We start from the raw sequence: 18765 nt of genomic DNA on the forward strand, positions 1-18765 counted from the left end.
AAACGGGCACGGATACACCTGCGGCTTTGCTCGAGCCCACCTCGAGCACGTGGGTTTGACGATACGAGGAGCCGACGGGATCGTTTCCGACCGACTGACATCAGGATCCGCTCTCGTCATCCACTCCGGCGGAGACGAATATCTCGTCGAACGCCTCCGCACCCAGTGGGTCGAACCTACCGGCGGATACGTTCTCTTCGACGTGTTCGGGTCGACTCATTCCGATCAGCGACGTCGTCACCCCAGGTGCAGATCGGGCGAAATTGATCGCCCGCTGCACCCTCGACTCGCCCTCGAGGACGGACTCGACGTCCTGTGGAAGGTACTTCACCAGGTCGCCCTGGCCGATGCTCGCGCTCGTAAACACGTTCAGCCCGGCTTCTGCCGCAACCCAGAGGGCGCTCTGTTGCCCGTCCGCACCAGGTTGTGCCTCGACGGTAAAGGCGTCCGCCATCGCCACGTTGAACGGCAGTTGAATCGCTCGGAAGTGAGTGGCGTCGGTACCTGCCTCGTTGGCTGCCGCTCGAGCGCGCTCGACAATCTCCGGGAGTGAGAGATACGACGGATGATCCGATGGCACGCGGAACGCCTCCCAGGTGGCGACTCCGTAGTGGCCGATATCGCCCGCCGCAGCGCGTTGTTCGAGGCGAACGAACGTCTCCTCGAGCTGATCGTACACCGCCTCGTGGTCGTTCTCTCGGAGTTGAGTCTCCGGGTTGTGGACGTAGTAGCAGTCGACGTGCGACTGGAGGTTCTCGAGGGAGGTGTCGAGCTGATGATCGATGTATCCAGGAGCGATGCAGTGACTTCCGGCGACGAGATCGTCCGTATCGACGACGCCGGTGTCGACGTACGTCTCTTTCACGAACCGGCCAGGGTCGTCTGGACGCGTGCCATCGAACGGGACGAAGCCGCCTTTCGTCGAGACGAAAATGGCGTCACGGTGGACATCCGTTTGGGCCAGTGCGTTCCCGACGACCCGTTCGCTACGCTGACAGCGGTAGTTTATCGCCGTATCGACGACGTTACACCCCATCGAGAGCGCCCGGTTGATGGCCGCCTCGTAGCGTTCGTCGACCGAATCCGTTGGCTCTCCAAGGTAGGTGCCAAGACCGATACTCGAGAGCAGACCGTCGCCGTAGCGCCTGAAGTACGTTCGACCAAAATCGTCGTGGTGCTCGTCGCGGTACTCCCAGGTACCCGAACCGGTAGCCATACTTGCGATTGTACCTTCGCGGGTAAAAACCGCTCTTTTGCTGGACGACCGTATATGCTGCTAGCGACGCGCAGAATCAGGAACGTTCGCCCGCCATCGCCGAAAAGATTCGTTCTTCGAACTCCTTCCTGCTCACTCCCTCCGAGGGTCCAATCCCGTTCATGTGGTCGACAGAGAGCTGGCCGCCACCCATCCGTGCGTGCCCGCCGGCGTTCGCCATCGGAATATCGCTCACCGCGTGGCGGAGTGCTTCGCCCATGTGGACGCGATCGTCCCTCGATCTCCCCGAAAGGTGTAAGGTACCGTCGTTTTCACCGTAGACGACGACGGCAGTGACCCCCTCGAGATGCATGAGTTCGTCGGCGGCCTGTGGGATGGCGTCGACGTTACCGATTTCGCCGACGTCACAGATCGCAAATGAACCTTCGACTCGCTTTTTCTGAATCGCATCGGCTTTGATCTGGAGTACGTCGTCGCTCACTTGCGGGTTGGCGATACGGTCGAGTTTTTCTTCGTCGATCGCAGGAAACAGGAACGAAGCCGCCTCGAAATCCGCCGCCGAACACCCTTTCGTCAGGTGATTCGTGTCCGACAGAATGCCGTACAGCAATCCCGTGGCGAGCTCCGATGTGAGCGTGATCCCACCGGCGTTTTCTTCCTCCGCTTCGATCGAAACGCCGATGCCGTCGAGATACTCCACGAGAATCGCCGATGCGGCACCGTACTCGGTTCGCACGTCCGTAAACGCGGTTCCCGCTCCGTTTCCGGGATGGTGATCGACGACGATCAGCGGTTCGATTTTCTGGGCTCCGGTGAACCCGCGGGCGGTATTGTGATCGACGAGAACGACGGTCTCAGAACCGATGTCCGACGCCGACTCGATCGTCTCGAGGTCGAGATCGAGAACGGTTCTAAACGCACGATTCTCTTGATGTCGAATCTCGCCTGGATAGTACAGCGTAGCCTCCGTATCGACACTTTCGGCGATGGCAGCAACCCCCATCGCCGAGGCCATCGCATCCGGATCGGGGTTCGGATGCATCACGATCGCAACGTCGTCGTGTTTGTCGAGCAACCGTCGTAACCGATTGCCGGGCGAGCGGTAGAACCATCGAAGAACCCACCACCCACCGAGTGCGAGTGCCACGAGACCGATAACCCCTAACGAGAGGACGAGTGGATCGATCACTCGAAGCGTCTCGACGGAGTCGCTGACCATCCCGGTGGTACTCCCGTCGGTCAACCCCCCGACTTGCGTACGTCCCCGGGTGCTCATACACGACACTCAAAGTGAATCCCCATGAAGGTTCCCCTCACAGTCATCTACTTTTAAATATCTCGAACACACCATCGTCACGTCAGGCGGATCGAAACGCATCGATAGCCGCTTTGTACCCCTCCTGATAGGTTGGGAAGGCAAATTCGTAGCCCAGCTCTCGGAGTAACGCATTGGAACACCGCTTGCTCGTCAAAATTCGCCGTCGCGCTGCTTCAGAGAGGTCGCTCGCCTCGAGTCGCTCCGCTTTCGTCCGTTTCGGCGGTGCCTCGAGTCCACACTGGTCGGCCAGCCAGTCGGCGAATGCCCACTTCGAGACTGGTTCGTCGTCCACCACCTGAACGACCTCGTCTCGTGCGAAATCCGCCTCGAGCAGATATCGAACCGCCCCGGCAGCATCGTCACGGTGAACCATGTTCAGGTACCCTCCCGTGACCGGCCCCTCGAGGTATCGCTCGAGGCGGTACCGTTCGGGCCCGTAGAGTCCGGCGAATCGGGCGACTGTGCCGTCGATGCCGTGTTCGGGTGCTTCCTCGAGAGCAATCCGTTCGGCCTCGGCTAGAACGGCGGTTTTCTCCGTCGTTGGCTCGATTTGCGTCTCCTCGTCGACCCAGTCGCCACCGTGGTCGCCGTGGACGCCAGTCGAGGAGGTGTAGACGAGTCGATCCGGTTGCTGTTCGCGGCCGCCGAACGACTCGATGGCGGTTCGCAGTCCGTCGACGTAGATTTCGCGGGCGGCCTCAGCGCCACGGCCACCACTGCTCGCGGCGAATAGGATCGCGTCGACGTTCGGAACCGCCCCGAGTTGCTCTGCGTCGGTGACGTCCGCCTGCACGGCATCGAACCCGGCGTTCCCGATCGCCTCGACGCCGTCGACCGATCGACGGACGCCGACGACCTCGTGGCCGCGGTCGGTCAACTGTCGGCCACACTCGAGGCCGACGTATCCACAGCCCAGAATTGCAACGCGCATACGGGTGCTCGGTGAGCGGCGGCCATAATGGCTGCGCTCGGTAGCGATGGCGGGCTCGTTACCGCGCTCGATCCGCGATCACAAACTGAATGTGTACGAACTCCTCGAACGTCATCGGAGCCCGTCGCTCGATCTTCTGTTGTACCTCCTTGGCACCGAGATCGAGGTCGAGATCACCAGCAAGCGTATCCACGTCGACGACCGCGGTCGTCATCCCCAGGAGCAGGTGTTCACATGCCATTTCGACGATGGTCTCGGGATCTGGTTCCCCGTCCCCGAGAGATTGAATCTCGGCGGCCGCCTCGAGAGTCAACGCGGGGGTCTCGCTCTCGAGGAGTGACTCGACTGTCTGTCGCTCGACCGAGAGCGTGTCAGCGGCGGTTTCGAGACTGACTGCCTCGAGAATCGTCCTGAAATCGGCCTCGTATTCGGCTCGAAGTGCGCCCGGCGTGTCCGGGACGTCCAGTCGCTGCTCGTAGAACATATCGGTAGGTTCGTCCTCATCGCCAAATCGGTTGTCATCGTCGATTCCACCAACAGGATTGCAAAGCCATACATTTTAATTCAACTCCAAAAATACTTATGCTTATACTGAGTTGTCACGCCCAATGGTCGAACGAACGAGGCGACAGTGGCTGGCAACCTGTGTCGGAACCGGGACTGCGGTGCTCGCTGGCTGCTCGAGCGCGAGTGATGATACGTCAAATGTGACTGACGACGGAGATAACACAACTCCCACGGATTCGAGCGACGATGGCGGTTCTATCGGTGATGAGGGTGGTGATGACCTCTCGAGTGATGAGTGGCCAATGGCGGGCGTGGATCTCGAGAATACGGGGTATCATCCGACGGCGACGGGGCCAACGGGGCCGGTGTCGGAGCGGTGGGTGTTCGAGACTGATGGGAGGATTAGTGGTGGTGCTGCAATTGCTGACCAGACGGTATATGTCGGATCTGGTAATTCCTATTTTTATGCTATGGACATCAATAGCGGTGACAAAATATGGTCAACACGGATACCTGCGGCCAATTATAATAGCACCCCAACGATTTCTGGTGACAAGATTTTTGTAAATGATGGGGCTGGAGATATTGTAGCATTTGATCGCGAGTTTGGTGAGATTGTTTGGGATACAAATTCTCATAATGTCAGACCGGTAGGGAGTCCAAGCCTCATTAATGACATTATTTATACCAATAGTGACGATGGTGAAGTTGTCGGTATTGCTCGTGGGAGTGGAGATATCAAATGGAGACACGAAATAGATGGTCGAGGATCGATGACGACTGCGATCTCTAATGGTATTCTCTATGCTGTTGGTGTGCCGCACCACGTTTACGCGCTTGATCTTGAATCACAGGAACGACTTTGGGAAACTGAAACTGGTAGCTCGACTATGGGTTTGGCAGTTGGTAAAGATCACGTCTATGCAGGAGCACAAAAGAATGAAACAATCTATGCATTTGACCCCCAAAATGGGGAAATTATTTGGGAAAGTGATGTAGGTTCTATGATTCTTACGTCCATATCGTATCACTCTGGAGACCTATTTGCGGGGACACGTGATGGTGTTATTTCTGTGGGCACAGAAGGCGCCATTCGATGGGAAAACCCTGCTGGGGGTCACCGGGGCAATATTACCCTTACTAATGAGTTACTATTCACAGGTTCCGACGATGGTGTACACGCCTTAGATAGAACTGGCGGTGAGGAAATCTGGTATTTCCAGACAGACGAGTATATCCATGCTGCACCATCCGTTGTGAACGATGTTTTGATAGTCGGTACTGATGCCGGGGACATTTATGCACTAGAATAGGACAATTAAATCACATTCTACTAATCAGCACAACTGCTATTCTCAGCTCCACTAACATAGCCTGATTCTGGCCAGGATTCCGTACACTCTGTTCTGACACCAGTTCGATCACCAACTCCCTGTCCTCCTGGTGGTACGACGACAACGACGATAGTTCGTCCTTCGAAGGCTATTGGTTCGTTCGTCCCGAGCACTGCTGTCCTATCGCCGATCTCGACGGTAACGTTCGCATCCTCCCGAACGTACGTCGTTCCAGCAGTCGACATCGGCGTACCGGTATTCGCTGACACCTCGAATCTGGCATATTCTGCGTCAACGTTTACGTCCCAGACGTTTGCCGTGGCAACCCAATAGCCGGGAACGGGAGTGATTGGCAAGCCCGCAGGAACGCGCTTCGGTGCATCACCTGTCAACCAGTCTTCCTCATCGCTGATGACGATATCACCCTCTTCGTCGATAATCTCTGCTTGCTCAAGTCGCTTCGTGATCACTTCATCGGTGACGTTATCGACCTTCGCTCGGATTTCAGCGTCGATATCCTCTAACCCACCATCGAGAGCAACCGTTTCCTCAGCGATCGTGTCCACAATAATTGGGCGTGTGACGGATGCAACTTTTGCATTCCATGCTTTTGGGCGGTCGTCAAACTCATCTGTTTGTTCATCAGATAACCGCTCAACAACGGCTTCTGTAATCACAGCTACCGCTTGTCCCTCGCCTAAGTGTATCGCCTTAGTGTCGGTCGATTCCCATTGTTCTAATGAGTCCAAAATTTCATCCGTCAAATCCACCTCAGAGTCACTTTCCAATTCATTCATAATCTCACTTGAGATCTCTCTAGCTAATTGGTCAATCGAGTCGTCGATAACACTCTCTAAACTTTCGACACTCCCCTCTAAATCCGCCCCAACCTCCTCAGCCAACACCGCTGCCCGCAGCGTCTCCCCTGCCGTCCGCATTGGCACCTCCTGTTCTTCCTCACCCAACCCTAACTTCGGAATCCTCGAGAGCACACCCGTCATCACCGAATCGTACGGAATCGAGAAATAATTCGAATTCTGTGCCGCCATCGGCGCAAACTTCGACTCGTTCGCGACCGCAGGCACCTCCCCCGATGTAACGTTCTCCGTCACTAGATACGACGGCGACCCTGACACGCGATACTGCACTCCCTCGAGCAACGGCACCTCATCGATCGGCTCCGGCTCCGGATCCGACGTACTCATCGCTGCTTGCATATACGACGTGGCATCCGACAAGGCCGAATTCGCGTCCGATAACTCGTCGTCGACGCCCGACATGACGTCGTCGTGCGCATCGGCGACCGTCTCGAGATCCTGGATCAGTAACTCGAGGTACGCGAGTCTTGCCTCGTACATCGCCTTCTCCGCCGGATCAGTGTACGCACCGGATCGGTCGAGAATGTCGTCGCGTTCGGACTCGACCCGTTCGATCAACTCCTCGATCGGCCCCTCCTCACCGGGTTCGGTGATCATATCCCGACGCTCGAACTCGATTTCGAGATCTTGAATCTCGGCCTGGATCTCGACGATGTCCTCGATCACGTCCGCCTCGAGCACCCCGTATTCGTAGTCCGCCGAGATCGTCCGACGGTGGGGGATTTCGAGACCGTCCTCGAGTTCGCTTCCTGAATACGCCTCCTCGGCAGCCGATACGAGTAGTTCTTCGAACGCCCCGGTCGTTCGCCCACCGACGAACGAGTTGGCCGCCTTGTCTGGAACGTCACTGAAGTCACTCGAGTAGACGCCGGCACCGTTGTACTTTCGGGTGATGCCGTGGGGCTCGCGAGCCTTGATGTGAGAGTTCGGACTGTGAGCGGATTCGTAGAGACGCACGTGAACGTCGTAGGTACTGGTTGCAGTGGCGTTCGTCTCGGTTCGGTCAGTCGTGTTCGTTCGCCTATCGTTCCAGGTCGCCGTGCGCTCGAATTCACTGACAACCGTGCCCTCGAACGTGTAGTACGAACTGGCCACCCCAGGGTTTCGAACTTCGACATCGCCGACCGTGATGTCGACGTAGCTTCGGTCGGAGCGCTCGAGCAGCTCCCAGTGTGGGTCATCGGATGGCGGTGCCAGATCGGCCGTCGTGTGCGATTCGTCGATTTCGACGTCCGAAGCCGCGCTGACGCTATAGACACGATCGAATGCGGCCTGAAACGAGTGCTCCTTCGAGTCGTCGAACATATTCCGCACTGGCATGTAAGCGCTCTCGCCGACGGCGACGGTGAGCTCCTCGTCCATGCCCGGTGCGTGGTGAGAGAGTTCCTGCAAGGACGGGGCGTCGGGTGGGTCGCCACCAACCTGATCACCGTAGACGTACTGCAAGGCGTCACAGACGTCGTCGCTTTCGATGCTCGGGGCATCTCCATCGTTGTAGCCACCGTAGAGGTCGTCGGCGTCGGTCGCCGCTAAACAGAGCCACGCTTGCCGCATTGCATCGCCACCGTCGAGATCCTGCGTCCCGAAGACAGCTTCCTGGGTCGCGAAGGCCGCGCTGTTCGCCGTCACTTCGACGTGGCGGTTCGAGATCACCTCGGAGACGGGCATCCCGCCATACTGGGCGTAGCCGCGAGCCCAGGCCACCGGGTAGAGGCGGCCGCTGAATTGGCGGCCGAATCCGTCGCCCTCGAGCGCGCCGGTGTTGAGTGCGTCTTCGTACGCCTCGGTGCGCTGCTGGAGCTGGAAAATCGGCGACGGAACGTCGACGGTCACCGGTTCGATTCGGGTTGCAACCTCGCGCCCGTCTCGTTCGACGGTCGTGCGAACGCCCTCGATAGTCACCTCGAGATGCCCCGACTCGGACGTCGAAATCTCCATCCGACTCATCCGCTGCTCGAGTGATTCGACGTCGTCTGCGTGTGGCACGGATACGGTGGTCGTCGTCTCACGGATGTCTTGCCCGGCGGTATCGAGGGCATCTTGGACGTTGAGATAGATGCGGAGTTTCAGGTAGTTCTCGAGGATCTCCCGTTCGGTACTCCCGTTGATCAGCTCTCCGTAGCTCGTGTTGGCCGGTTCGACGATCGGTTCGCTGGCGACCTGTTCTGTCGCCTCGAGCGTCGCGTCTCGAATGGCGGTCTGGGTGGCGGCGGTCGTTCGATCCATAGCGACGGACGGATCGACGTCCGTTTCGGGAGCCGGCCGCGCCTCGAGCGCGCCGACGATGGTGAGGCTGCTGACGAGCAAGAGGACGCCGATCAGCGCGAACGGAATTCGCCCGCGGTCGTCGGCGGCGAAGGAAACGGTTCGCGGTCGGCTCATGTGTCCCACACCTGGACGACGATCGTGGTTTCGGCCACCGTGATCGCGTCGGCGGCGTCAGCGGGACGCTCGAAGCGGCTGTCCATGTCGCTCGCAAGTTTCTGGGTTAGCGCCTCCACGAGGATTGTGTTCGCTGTTTCGGCGTCGCTCGTCGACTGGGCGATCGCCTCCTCGAGGTCGCTCGGCTCGACGCCCTCGAGCGCGTTGGAAAACCGGGTGTATCGGTAGACGGTACGATCCCGGTCGAGGCCGCCACGCTCGAGTGCCAGCGTGGTCTGCTCCGGGGGGAAGTACCCATCCACGATGGTCGTTGCAACGGGTTCGGCGACGGCGTCGAAGTTGTGGTCGGATTCAGTATCCGCCGGCAACGCCGGATCGTCGAACCCGCTCGGCACCGTCATGGTAACGGTGCTAACGTCCGCGGTCGGTGGCGGCGTTCGTCCGACGCTCGTTCGCCCCTCGAGCGGTGCGTCCTCGTATGGCGACCAACTCGCGCTCACGGCTGTCGAGGCGTCGACGACGAACAGTTCGCTTGCGATGGGCCCCTCGAGCCTCGATTCGAATCCGGCTCCCTCGTGACCGAGCCACGCGTCGTCGACGGTAAGGTTCGCGCGGGTGGCATCGGCCAACAGCCCCGCTGTGGGGCCGTGAGTCACTCGAGTTCGTTCGTCAGGCGGATAGTCGTCGGGTTCATCGAAAACGTCGGCATCGGTTGCTGTAGCGTGCTCGAGCAGGGGATCGAACGAGAACTCCACGCTGATCGTCGTCGAGCCGAGGAGTTCGACGACGTGATCGGCCGTCTCAGTCTGGTGGGTTTCGCTATCGTCTTCGGCCGCGAGATAGACCCCGAGTACGCCGACGGCGGCGCTCACCAGCACGAGACAGAGGGCGACGTCGAGGACGGTGCTGACGCCGCGGGCGTCGAAGTCCCAATGAGATGGGTTCCAGCCCGGATGAAGATCTCGAGAATGCGTCACGACCAGACCTCCACGTGAAGCGTACCGCTCGAAACTTTCCCGGTCGATTCCCGGACGGCGATGGGGCGACTTGCTTCGTCGACCGAGTTGTCTGCTGGCCTCGGCGGGTCGGAAGCCGGATGATCTGGTGGTGTTCTAGGCTCGTATTCACCGTGGACGTACCTCCCTGTGCTGACCGCGACTGGCTGTCCGCGCTCGATCGTCGTCACCGTGATCGTGACGGTATTACCGTCTGGCAGTCGGTCGCTCGGAATTTCCGTGATCGGATCGGGCGTCGCGTGCGGGTCGTAGACGCCATCGGCCGCGACCGTCCCCTGGACGGACTCGAGCGTTGGCTCGGCCACCGATCGATCGGTGCTCGTTGGAAACATTCCGTAGAGGGCGCTGGCGTACAGGGCGAGCGCGAGACAGACCGTAGCAACGGCGACGAGTGCCGCGATGGGTTCGGTCTGGCCGCGTTCAGACGTGGTGTTCGCGTCAGGTTCCACGGTAGTTCGAATTGGGCCGGTCGACCGGAATTGCTTAGCGTTTTGCGCACGCGATGCCCAGCGAATCGGCCTGATCCAATCGATACGGGCATTATTAGACCTGAACGTCGTCATGGCCCGCTCTGGCCGCTCGATCGTATATAAACTATCAGTGGGTCAGCATGTCGGAGTTTCCGGAACGTTCAATTGGCCATGTGCGTATTGACGAACGTATGAAAGTTGCCCTGATTGGTGTGGGACAGGCCGGCGGCAAGGTGGCCGAACGCCTCACCGAATTCGACGCTGATATGGGGTTCAACGCCGTCCAGGGAGCCCTGGCGGTGAACTCCGCGACCCCCGACCTCCAGTCTCTCGAGTACGTCGAAACGCAGTTGATCGGTGCCGATCGCGTCAACGGTCACGGCGTCGGCGGCGACAACGAACTCGGCGCTGAGATCATGCAGTCGGACATCCAGGAGGTGCTGGGATCGCTCGACGGCCACGTCACCTCCCGTGCGGAGGCCATCGTCGTCGTCGCTGGCCTCGGTGGCGGCACCGGGAGCGGGGGTGCACCCGTGCTCGTCCATCACCTCAAACGGGTGTACGACGTACCGGTGTACGCACTCGGCGTTCTCCCGGGACGAAACGAAGGCTCGCTCTATCAGGCGAACGCCGGTCGGTCGCTGAAAACGGTCGTCCGCGAAGCCGACGCCACGATCCTCGTGGACAACGACGCCTGGCACAGCCAGGGTGAAAGCGTCGAAAGCGGCTTCGATTCGATCAACCAGCACATCGCCCAGCGCTTCGGCCTGCTGTTTGCCTCCGGCGAGGCCGTCGAAGGGGTCGGCGAGAGCGTCGTCGACTCGAGCGAAGTGATCAATACGCTCCGGCAGGGTGGTATCGCGGCGCTTGGGTACGCGAGTGCGCCCGCAAGCGACGATTCCACGCAGAACATCAGGAACGTCATGAGCGTCTCCCGGCAGGCGTTGCTGACGGGGACGAGTCTTCCGGAAGCCCGCAAGGGGGACGCCGCACTGCTGGTCATCGCCGGTCGACCGGAATCGATTCCCCGGAAAGGCGTCGAGAAGGCGCGCCGATGGCTCGAGGACGAAACCCAGAGCATGCAGGTTCGTGGCGGGGACTTCCCGCTCGACACCGATCGCGTCGCTGCGCTCGTCCTGGTCGGCGGTGTCGAGCGATCGGAGCGCATTCAGCAGTTCCTCGACAGAGCTCGAGCGGCCCAGAAAGCCGAAGCCAAAAAAGAGGACGACTCGAGCGATCCGGCGGATCCATTTGCCAACGATCAACTCGAGAACCTGTTCTGAGGGCCGAAACTACCGATCGGATCGGTCGATCCTAGAGCCCCGTGATGTTCCCGTCGTCGTCCACGTCGAGTTGACGAGCAGCTGGTTCACTCGGTAGTCCCGGCATGGTCATCACGTCCCCGGTGAGTGCGACGACGAAGCCTGGTCCGGCCGATGGATAGAGTTCGCGGACGGTCAGCGTCCAGTCGGTGGGGACACCCAGTTTGCCCGGCTCGTCAGAGAGCGAGGACGGCACCTTCGAGAGACAGACCGGGAGGTCGCCGAACCCGAGGCGCTCGAGGCGCTCGAGGTCGGTACGGGCGGACGAGGTAAATTCGACGCCGTCGGCCCCGTACACGTTGGTGGCGACGGTTTCGATCTTTTCTTCGAGGGGCGTCTCGAGATCGTACAGTGGCTCGAAATCTGGTGCGCCTTCGTCGGCCGCATCCCTGACTGCTCTGGCCAGTTCGATCCCGCCCTCGCCGCCCCGTCGGTAGACGTCCGAGACGGCCGCTCGTACGCCGAGATCCTGACAGTGCGCGCGTACCGCCTCGAGTTCCGCGTCGATGTCGTCCGGGAAGCGGTTGATCGCGACGACGGGATCGAAGCCGACCTGCCGGAGTACCTCGACGTGGTGATCGAGATTGTCGAACCCGGCCTGGAGGGCCTCGAGATCCTCGCCACCCTCGTGGTCGCCGTTACTGCCGTGATGTTTGAGCGCGCGGACGGTAGCGACGAGGACGACGGCATCGGGCTCGAGGTCGTTTCGCGAGACGATGTCGAAGAACTTCTCGGCCCCGAGGTCGGCGCCGAACCCGGCTTCGGTGATGACGTAGTCGGCGAGGGAGAGCCCGACCTGATCGGCGACGACGCTGTTCGTGCCGTGGGCGATGTTGGCGAACGGCCCACCGTGGACGAACGCCGGGGTTCCGGCCAGGGTCTGGACGAGGTTCGGTCTGACGGCATCGCGCAGGACGGCAGCGACTGCCCCAGTGACACCCAGATCGTCGACGGTTACTGGCTGGTCGTCGCGGTCGTACGCGACGATTACGCGACCAACGCGACGTTTGAGGTCGGGGATATCCGCCGCCATGCAGACGACCGCCATCAGTTCAGAGGCAGCGGTGATGACGAAGTTCGACTCGCGTGGCACGCCGTGGACGGAACCACCGAGGCCGACGACGACGTTTCGGAGTGCCCGGTCGTTCATATCCATCGCGCGTGGCCAGACCACGTCGCCGACGTCGATCGAGGGATCGTGTCCCTGGTGGATGTGGTTGTCGACCATCGCCGCGACGAGGTTGTGCGCGACGGTGATCGCGTGAATGTCGCCCGTGAAGTGGACGTTGATGTCGTCCATTGGTACGATCTGTGCGTAGCCCCCACCCGTCGCCCCGCCTTTGATGCCGAAAATCGGGCCGAGCGAGGGTTGCCGGACGGCGACGAGCCCATCTTCACCGAGTTCACCGAGGCCCTGACCGATGCCGACGGTCGTGAGCGTCTTTCCTTCGCCCGCACGCGTCGGGGTCATTGCCGTGACGAGGACGAGGCGACCATCACGGTCGTCGCTCGAACGTAGCTGAATCGCCCTGTGAGTGATCTTGGCTTTGTTCGGGCCGACACGTTCGATCTCGTCGGGCTCGAGTCCGAGATCGGCGGCGACGTCTTCGATCGGTCGGGTTTCTGCTGCGTTCGAGATTTCGGCATCGCTGGGGACGTCTTCGAGGAGCCTGGTGGGATCAGTCATGATGAGGGATTCGAGAGTAGCGTAGTTAAACGATGGCCGTGATTGTTACAGGCTGGGAATTCCGGATTGCCAGGGAGCGCCGATCGATGACCACCGCCACATCAGACGCTGGCCACGACGTCGACGTCGATTCGTCCCGACACGAGACGAGATGTGCGCGTCACGAGAGGGCCGTATCGAGTCAGACGCGGTTGTTGTACTGATCAAGCCATGGAAGACCGGGTCGTGAGACTGGGATTCGAACTCGTGTGGTGAAACGCGTCACAAATATAGTGACAACTGAAGCGATTTCCACACCGATCGTAGACACGTCTTGCGATCGGTTGTGCATGTCTTTCAATGGCTACTATCAATCGACGTGTGAACAATGGCACACGTTACATATCACAGACGGTATAAAAGTCAAATTAACTACTGGTATCTTCGTCCTATCCAACAGTCCCAAAAGCACTAAATCACCGCTCTGCACAGCGGTTTCGTCGATATATTGGGTTGGTGGACATTCAGTCCATCACAAAGTTTATATCCTTCATCGCTCTGTTTTCAGTTCAACGGAGCCCCCTGACTAACAATGAAGCTGGCGATGATCGGATTCGGACAGGCCGGTGGGAAAATCGTCGATCGTTTTCTCGACTACGACGATCGAACGAATAGCGGAATCGTCCGTTCGGCGATCGCTGTTAACTCGGCGAAAGCGGATCTCATCGGACTGGACAATATCCCCAAGGAGAATCGCGTACTCATCGGCCAGGCCCGGGTAAAGGGCCACGGCGTGGGTGCAGACAACGAACTCGGCGCGGAAATCGCCGAAGAGGACATCGACGAAGTGCAAAACGCCGTCGATGCGATTCCAACCCACGAGGTCGATGCGTTTCTCGTCGTCTCCGGGATGGGTGGCGGAACTGGCTCGGGTGGTGCCCCCGTCCTCGCAAAGCATCTCAAGCGAATTTACACGATTCCTGTCTACGGTCTCGGCGTCTTGCCTGGAACGGACGAAGGTGGCATCTATACCCTGAACGCCGCCCGATCGTTCCAGACGTTCGTCCGCGAGGTCGACAACTTGCTCGTCTTCGACAACGACTCCTGGCGACAGACCGGCGAGTCCGTGGAAGGCGGCTACGACCAGATCAACGAGGAGATCGTTCGCCGGTTCGGCATCCTCTTCGGTGCCGGTGAGGTCGGCGAAGGCCAGGAGGTGGCCGAAAGCGTCGTCGACTCTTCGGAGATCATCAACACCCTCTCTGGCGGCGGCGTCTCCACGGTTGGCTACGCCTCGGAGGACGTCGAACTCAACACCGGCGGTGGCCTTCTCTCCCGATTTACCGGCGGCGGCGCCGGCGCCGACGACGGCCTCGACGCGGCCAACACGACCAACCGCATTACGAGCCTCGTCCGCAAGGCCGCCCTCGGCCGACTGACCCTGCCGTGTGAGATCGAGGGCGCTGAGCGTGCCCTCCTCGTCCTCTCCGGCCCCAGCGAGTACCTGAACCGGAAAGGCATCGAGCGCGGGCGGAAGTGGCTCGAGGAGGAGACCGGTTCGATGGAGGTACGGGGCGGGGACTACCCCCAGAACGTCCCCGAAGTGTCGGCGGCGATCTTGCTCTCGGGCGTCACGAACGTCCCGCGGATCAAGCGCCTCCAGCAGGTGGCGATCGAAGCCCAGGACAACATGGAAGACATCGAGTCCCAGAGCAAGGAGAACCTCGAGACCCTCGTCGAAGACGACGAGGACGAACTCGAGCCGCTGTTCTGAACGTCTGATCGGTCGTCCCATTTCTGAACCGCGTTACGCGTTTTCCCACCGCTGAGCCTGGCCTACACAGCGCGTGTGAGCGTCGACGTCGATCCCGTCGCTATCCGACGTGCTTTTAGCTCCCGGTTCGAAACTCTCGGCGAATGCACGTCGTCGTTCCGTTCGCCGGTGAAACGCCGAAGTCGCGGCTCGCGCCCGCCCTCGAGTCGACCGAGCGCCGGGAGTTCGCTCGAGCGATGCTCGCGGACGTCTGTACGGCGATACAGGAAACCGGACGGGAGCCGACGATTCTCTCGACAGAACCGCTATCGGCGTCGGTTCTGGAGTCTATCCCAGGCACCGTCGAGGTCGACGACCAATCGCTCTCCGTCGCCGTCAATGCGATCCTCGAGTCCACCGACGGACCGGTTGCAGTCGTGATGGCCGATCTCCCGCTCGTGACGCCGGCCGTCCTCAAGCGGCTGTTCGACGCGGTGGGTGACGTGATCGTCGCCCCAGGACGCGGCGGCGGCACGAACGCGCTCGTCGTTCGTCACCCGGAGTTTCGAACGGATTACCACGGGGCGTCTTATCTCGATCACCAGAAAATCGCGCGCGAGGTGGGTGCCACGCTCGAGACGATCGACTCGTTTCGCCTGTCGACGGACATCGACGAACCCGACGACCTGGTCGAGGTCTGGCTCCACGGCGGGGAACGTTCACGAACGGCGCTCGAGCAGTTCGGGTTCGGGCTCGAGACGACCGCGGGTCGGGTTCGATTGGTTCGAACGGACTGATAGACGAGTCGTCGTCCGGAAACGCCTCGAGTGCGACGACCGTCCGACAGGCTATTGACGCTGGGGACGACTCACTCGAGATAATGATCCCCGGGGCCGAGGCCTACGACGTTGACATCGGCATCGATGCGGACGAGCGCGGCCGACTGCTCGAGGTGATGCCAGACGACGTCGACCCGGCCCCCGAACTCTCGTTCTGCCGTAACGTGTTCATCCCGCTGACGACCGCCTGCCGATACACCTGCACATACTGCACGTACTTCGATCCACCTGGCGAGGCCTCGCTATTGGGCCTCGAGGAGGTGCGCGACATCTGTCAGCGTGGTGCCGACGCGGGCTGTACGGAAGCGCTGTTCACCTTCGGGGACGACCCCGACGAGCGCTACACCGGTATCTACGATCAGCTCGAGTCCTGGGGGTACGAGTCGATTCACACCTATCTGCGAGCGGCCTGTGCGGTCGCCCTCGAGGAAGGCCTGCTTCCCCATTCGAATCCAGGCGACCAGACGCTCGAGCAGATGGAGACGGTCGCCGACGTCAACGCGAGCATGGGCGTCATGCTCGAGACGACGGCGGACGTGGACGCCCACGCGGGCCCGCGCCGGAAGGAACCCGGCCAGCGCCTGCGGACGATTCAGAACGCCGGCGAACTCGACGTCGCGTTCACGACCGGCATCCTCGTGGGCATCGGCGAGTCGTGGCGCGACCGCGCCGAGAGCCTGCTCGCCATCGCCGAGTTACACGGCCGCTACGATCACATCCAGGAGGTCATCGTCCAGCCCGTCGCCGACAACGAGCGCTGGTCGGGTGGCGGCCCAACCCTCGAGACGATGCGTCGCGTGACGGCGATGGCGCGGGTGGCCCTTCCCGAGGAGATTTCGGTGCAGGTGCCCCCGAACCTTGCCCCCGCCCGAGAGCTTATCGATTGCGGCATCGACGACCTCGGCGGCGTGTCGCCGGTCACCGACGATCACATCAACCCCGACTACGCCTGGCCGGCGCTGCGCGAACTCGAGGCCATCGCCGAGACGGCGGGGGTTCCGTTGTGGGAGCGACTGCCGGTGTACGAGCGGTTTCTGCCCGAATCGCTTCGATCGCTCGACTTCGACGGCGTACTTGCGGACGGCGTCGACGACGAAAACGGGAATCGGGAGTGGATCTCCCCGACGATACGGGCGGCGCTCGAAGACTCGAGTTGTCCGTCGAATTGCGGGCGGCCCGTTCACTGATTGGGAACGGTGTACCACTGTCCTACCGTTCGCCTATCTCAGGGAGGTGGCGGCTGAATCGCCCTCGAGCGGCCGTCACCCGGTTGTCGGGCGGCGTGCCGTGGGCCGGTGTGACTCGGGGAACGGATATCGTTGCTGTCGTCTCAACTTCACATGGCCAGACGAGCCCGGATCGATTCACCACAGCAAAACAGTTGTCTACTGGTAAATTGGGCATAAGAAGCGGGTAGTAATGGGGGTCTTCGAAGCTGTCAGCAGTATGCGAGAGTTACCTCGCCGAACGGTGCTTGCGACAGGTGTAGCGCTTACGTCCGGCAGCGTTCTCGGTTCGAAAGGGATCGGCGCGACCGACGCGGATGCGGGGAGTGCGGACGACCTCCCGGATTCGACGATCGAGGCGAATCCGGAGATGGACGACGACTGGCCCTCCCACCGGGGTGATCCCGGGCACGCGAGATACATCGACGACGGCCACGCGTTCGACGGAGACTCGCTCGAGGCCGCGTGGTCGGTCGAACACGGTGGGTTAGACTCGGTGGGCAACGTCGGAACCGTCGCCGTCGCCGACGACACGGTGTACACGACCACCGAAGACGGCGTCGCCGCGCTCGAGGCCGCCGACGGCTCGGTCGTCTGGGAGAACACGGAGGTCGAAGCGGGCACGCCGTCGGTCGTCGACGAGCGCGTCTACCTCAGCGGGTACGAGGTGGTCGCGCTCGACCGAACCGACGGCTCGGTCGTCTGGGAGACCGAGTTCGATCCCGAGGAGGAGATCTACTGGCAGACGGTCGCCTACGGCGGCGTCTACGTCGTCGTCGACGGGACGTTGTACGCGCTCGATGCCGACGACGGCTCGATTCTGTGGGAGAAGGAGTCGGTCACGGCCCCCGAAGACTTCTACCACGGCGAGGGCGAGGCGGAGTACGAGTTCGTCACGGCGACCGCGGCGGCCAACGGCGTGATCTACAGCGTCACGGGTGCAGGCCCGATTGCGTTCGAGCCAGAGACCGGTGAGGAGGTCTGGCGGGAGGAACGCGAGCCCTACACGACGTCGCCCGGCATCCACGCGACGTCGACCGCCGTCGCCTACTACGGTGGGGCCTACAACGAACGGCTGGTGCACGACGCCACGACGGGTGAGTGGCTGACGATGGCACACGGCACCCGCGAGCTGGCGATCGGCGAAGAACTCTACGTCGGTGGCGGTACCGATCAGGAGTACAACGGCGGGCCGATCGATGGCGACGAACCCAGCTGGAGTCTCGACGTGACCTACACCTACGGGCGTGCCGTGATCAGCGGCGACACGGTGTACGCGTATTTGTACCAGGACGGACACAATTACGGGGATCGGGACTACGACGAAGAGCTCGTCGCCCTAGACAAGTACGACGGCTCCGAGAAGTGGACCGTCGAGAGGGGTGACGCGCCGGTCGGAGCAATTCGTGCGATCAGTGGCGAGACGATCTACGTCGATCACGACAGCGAGCTCGTCGCACTCCGAGAGTCACCAGACGAGGATGACCAGCAAGACGAGGACGACGGAACCGACGACGATCTGCAGGACGATCCCGGCGACGAGGACAGTGACGAGGAGGATGGCACTGATGAAGACGGAAACGAGGAACCCGACGAGAACGGGAGTGACGACGACGACAGTTGCCCGGACGACGACGGCGGTGGGTGTCCCGACGATGACGAAACAGACGGGGAAGACACAGCGGGCTCCGGTGACGGTGACGGGGATACCGACGACGGAACCGGCGGCTCGAGTGACGATGATGACGCCGGCGAAGCGGACGAATCCGCGTCCCAAACCGGCCAGAGCGCCGCGGACGATGGGATGCCGGGGTTCACGGTCGGAGCGAGTGCACTGAGCGGTCTCCTCGGTCTCGAGTGGCTGCGACGGCGGGCCGACACTGACGAATCCACGGAGAAGTAACGAG

14 protein-coding genes are annotated in these 18765 nt (G+C 61.2%); 6 read left to right on the forward strand and 8 right to left on the reverse strand.

All coding sequences use genetic code 11. The features are described from left to right. Positions 1-100: 100 nt before the first annotated feature. The 4 genes from NGM68_RS07100 to NGM68_RS07115 form a co-directional block, all read right to left on the reverse strand. The gene (locus NGM68_RS07100; RefSeq protein WP_252700950.1) at positions 101-1216 is read right to left on the reverse strand and encodes an aldo/keto reductase; all 1116 of its coding nucleotides are present in this window, start codon (positions 1214-1216) and stop codon (positions 101-103) included. Between the two features lie 76 nt (positions 1217-1292). Further along, a complete protein-coding gene (locus tag NGM68_RS07105; RefSeq protein ID WP_252701391.1) occupies positions 1293-2435 on the reverse strand; it encodes a DHH family phosphoesterase in 1143 nt (380 codons plus the stop codon). 139 nt (positions 2436-2574) lie between these two features. Beyond that, entirely contained in the window at positions 2575-3465 is an 891-nt protein-coding gene (locus tag NGM68_RS07110) for an NAD(P)H-binding protein (protein ID WP_252700951.1), read from the reverse strand. 58 nt (positions 3466-3523) lie between these two features. Next, positions 3524-3949 (reverse strand): DUF5791 family protein, encoded by a 426-nt coding sequence (locus NGM68_RS07115; RefSeq protein WP_252700952.1) that lies wholly within the window; start codon positions 3947-3949, stop codon positions 3524-3526. A gap of 124 nt (positions 3950-4073) precedes the next feature. Here NGM68_RS07115 and NGM68_RS07120 point away from each other — a divergent pair, with 124 nt between their 5' ends. Beyond that, the gene (locus NGM68_RS07120) at positions 4074-5285 is read left to right on the forward strand and encodes an outer membrane protein assembly factor BamB family protein (RefSeq protein WP_252700953.1); all 1212 of its coding nucleotides are present in this window, start codon (positions 4074-4076) and stop codon (positions 5283-5285) included. Positions 5286-5305: 20 nt separating this feature from the next. Here NGM68_RS07120 and NGM68_RS07125 read toward each other — a convergent pair whose 3' ends face one another. Genes NGM68_RS07125 through NGM68_RS07135 form a run of 3 tightly spaced genes read right to left on the reverse strand, consistent with a single transcriptional unit; the run spans position 5306 to position 10031 of the window. Beyond that, on the reverse strand, positions 5306-8566 hold the full coding sequence (locus NGM68_RS07125; RefSeq protein ID WP_252700954.1) for a DUF7286 family protein: 3261 nt from the start codon (positions 8564-8566) through the stop codon (positions 5306-5308). Beyond that, complete coding sequence (locus NGM68_RS07130) at positions 8563-9543, reverse strand: DUF7284 family protein (RefSeq protein WP_252700955.1); 981 nt, start codon at positions 9541-9543, stop codon at positions 8563-8565. The genes NGM68_RS07125 and NGM68_RS07130 overlap by 4 nt, the downstream gene beginning before the upstream one ends. Further along, entirely contained in the window at positions 9540-10031 is a 492-nt protein-coding gene (locus NGM68_RS07135; RefSeq protein WP_252700956.1) for a DUF7285 family protein, read from the reverse strand. Before NGM68_RS07135 ends, NGM68_RS07130 begins: the two co-directional genes overlap by 4 nt. Before the next feature lie 212 nt (positions 10032-10243). Here NGM68_RS07135 and NGM68_RS07140 point away from each other — a divergent pair, with 212 nt between their 5' ends. Then, positions 10244-11335 carry a tubulin/FtsZ family protein gene (locus NGM68_RS07140; protein WP_252700957.1) on the forward strand — a complete coding sequence of 364 codons (1092 nt, stop codon included), beginning with the start codon at positions 10244-10246 and terminating at the stop codon, positions 11333-11335. A 31-nt stretch (positions 11336-11366) separates the two neighbouring features. Here the strand turns inward: NGM68_RS07140 and NGM68_RS07145 are convergent, their stop codons facing one another. Beyond that, positions 11367-13061 (reverse strand): formate--tetrahydrofolate ligase, encoded by a 1695-nt coding sequence (locus NGM68_RS07145; RefSeq protein WP_252700958.1) that lies wholly within the window; start codon positions 13059-13061, stop codon positions 11367-11369. 571 nt (positions 13062-13632) lie between these two features. On the opposite strand from NGM68_RS07145, the gene NGM68_RS07150 reads away from it, so the two are divergent. The 4 genes from NGM68_RS07150 (at position 13633) to NGM68_RS07165 (ending at position 18761) form a co-directional block, all read left to right on the forward strand. Next, the gene (locus NGM68_RS07150; RefSeq protein WP_252700959.1) at positions 13633-14814 is read left to right on the forward strand and encodes a tubulin/FtsZ family protein; all 1182 of its coding nucleotides are present in this window, start codon (positions 13633-13635) and stop codon (positions 14812-14814) included. 143 nt (positions 14815-14957) lie between these two features. Then, positions 14958-15590: a 2-phospho-L-lactate guanylyltransferase gene (gene cofC, locus NGM68_RS07155; protein WP_252700960.1), complete on the forward strand. Its 633-nt coding sequence runs from the start codon at positions 14958-14960 to the stop codon at positions 15588-15590. Positions 15591-15673: 83 nt separating this feature from the next. Beyond that, positions 15674-16819: a 7,8-didemethyl-8-hydroxy-5-deazariboflavin synthase subunit CofG gene (gene cofG, locus NGM68_RS07160; RefSeq protein ID WP_252700961.1), complete on the forward strand. Its 1146-nt coding sequence runs from the start codon at positions 15674-15676 to the stop codon at positions 16817-16819. Between the two features lie 259 nt (positions 16820-17078). Next, on the forward strand, positions 17079-18761 hold the full coding sequence (locus NGM68_RS07165) for an outer membrane protein assembly factor BamB family protein (RefSeq protein WP_252700962.1): 1683 nt from the start codon (positions 17079-17081) through the stop codon (positions 18759-18761). Positions 18762-18765: the final 4 nt, after the last annotated feature.

The organism is Natronosalvus vescus (assembly GCF_023973145.1).
GTDB lineage: Archaea > Halobacteriota > Halobacteria > Halobacteriales > Natrialbaceae > Natronosalvus > Natronosalvus vescus.

What these genes read in the sequence shown, in the direction of transcription:
- NGM68_RS07140 (WP_252700957.1), top strand. Translation starts at nt 10,244, where the DNA reads ATGAAAGTTGCCCTGATTGGTGTGGGACAGGCCGGCGGCAAGGTGGCC.
- NGM68_RS07110 (WP_252700951.1), bottom strand. Translation starts at nt 3,465, where the DNA reads ATGCGCGTTGCAATTCTGGGCTGTGGATACGTCGGCCTCGAGTGTGGC.
- NGM68_RS07120 (WP_252700953.1), top strand. Translation starts at nt 4,074, where the DNA reads ATGGTCGAACGAACGAGGCGACAGTGGCTGGCAACCTGTGTCGGAACC.
- NGM68_RS07105 (WP_252701391.1), bottom strand. Translation starts at nt 2,435, where the DNA reads ATGGTCAGCGACTCCGTCGAGACGCTTCGAGTGATCGATCCACTCGTC.
- cofG (WP_252700961.1), top strand. Translation starts at nt 15,674, where the DNA reads ATGATCCCCGGGGCCGAGGCCTACGACGTTGACATCGGCATCGATGCG.
- NGM68_RS07150 (WP_252700959.1), top strand. Translation starts at nt 13,633, where the DNA reads ATGAAGCTGGCGATGATCGGATTCGGACAGGCCGGTGGGAAAATCGTC.
- NGM68_RS07145 (WP_252700958.1), bottom strand. Translation starts at nt 13,061, where the DNA reads ATGACTGATCCCACCAGGCTCCTCGAAGACGTCCCCAGCGATGCCGAA.
- cofC (WP_252700960.1), top strand. Translation starts at nt 14,958, where the DNA reads ATGCACGTCGTCGTTCCGTTCGCCGGTGAAACGCCGAAGTCGCGGCTC.
- NGM68_RS07165 (WP_252700962.1), top strand. Translation starts at nt 17,079, where the DNA reads ATGCGAGAGTTACCTCGCCGAACGGTGCTTGCGACAGGTGTAGCGCTT.
- NGM68_RS07125 (WP_252700954.1), bottom strand. Translation starts at nt 8,566, where the DNA reads ATGAGCCGACCGCGAACCGTTTCCTTCGCCGCCGACGACCGCGGGCGA.
- NGM68_RS07115 (WP_252700952.1), bottom strand. Translation starts at nt 3,949, where the DNA reads ATGTTCTACGAGCAGCGACTGGACGTCCCGGACACGCCGGGCGCACTT.
- NGM68_RS07100 (WP_252700950.1), bottom strand. Translation starts at nt 1,216, where the DNA reads ATGGCTACCGGTTCGGGTACCTGGGAGTACCGCGACGAGCACCACGAC.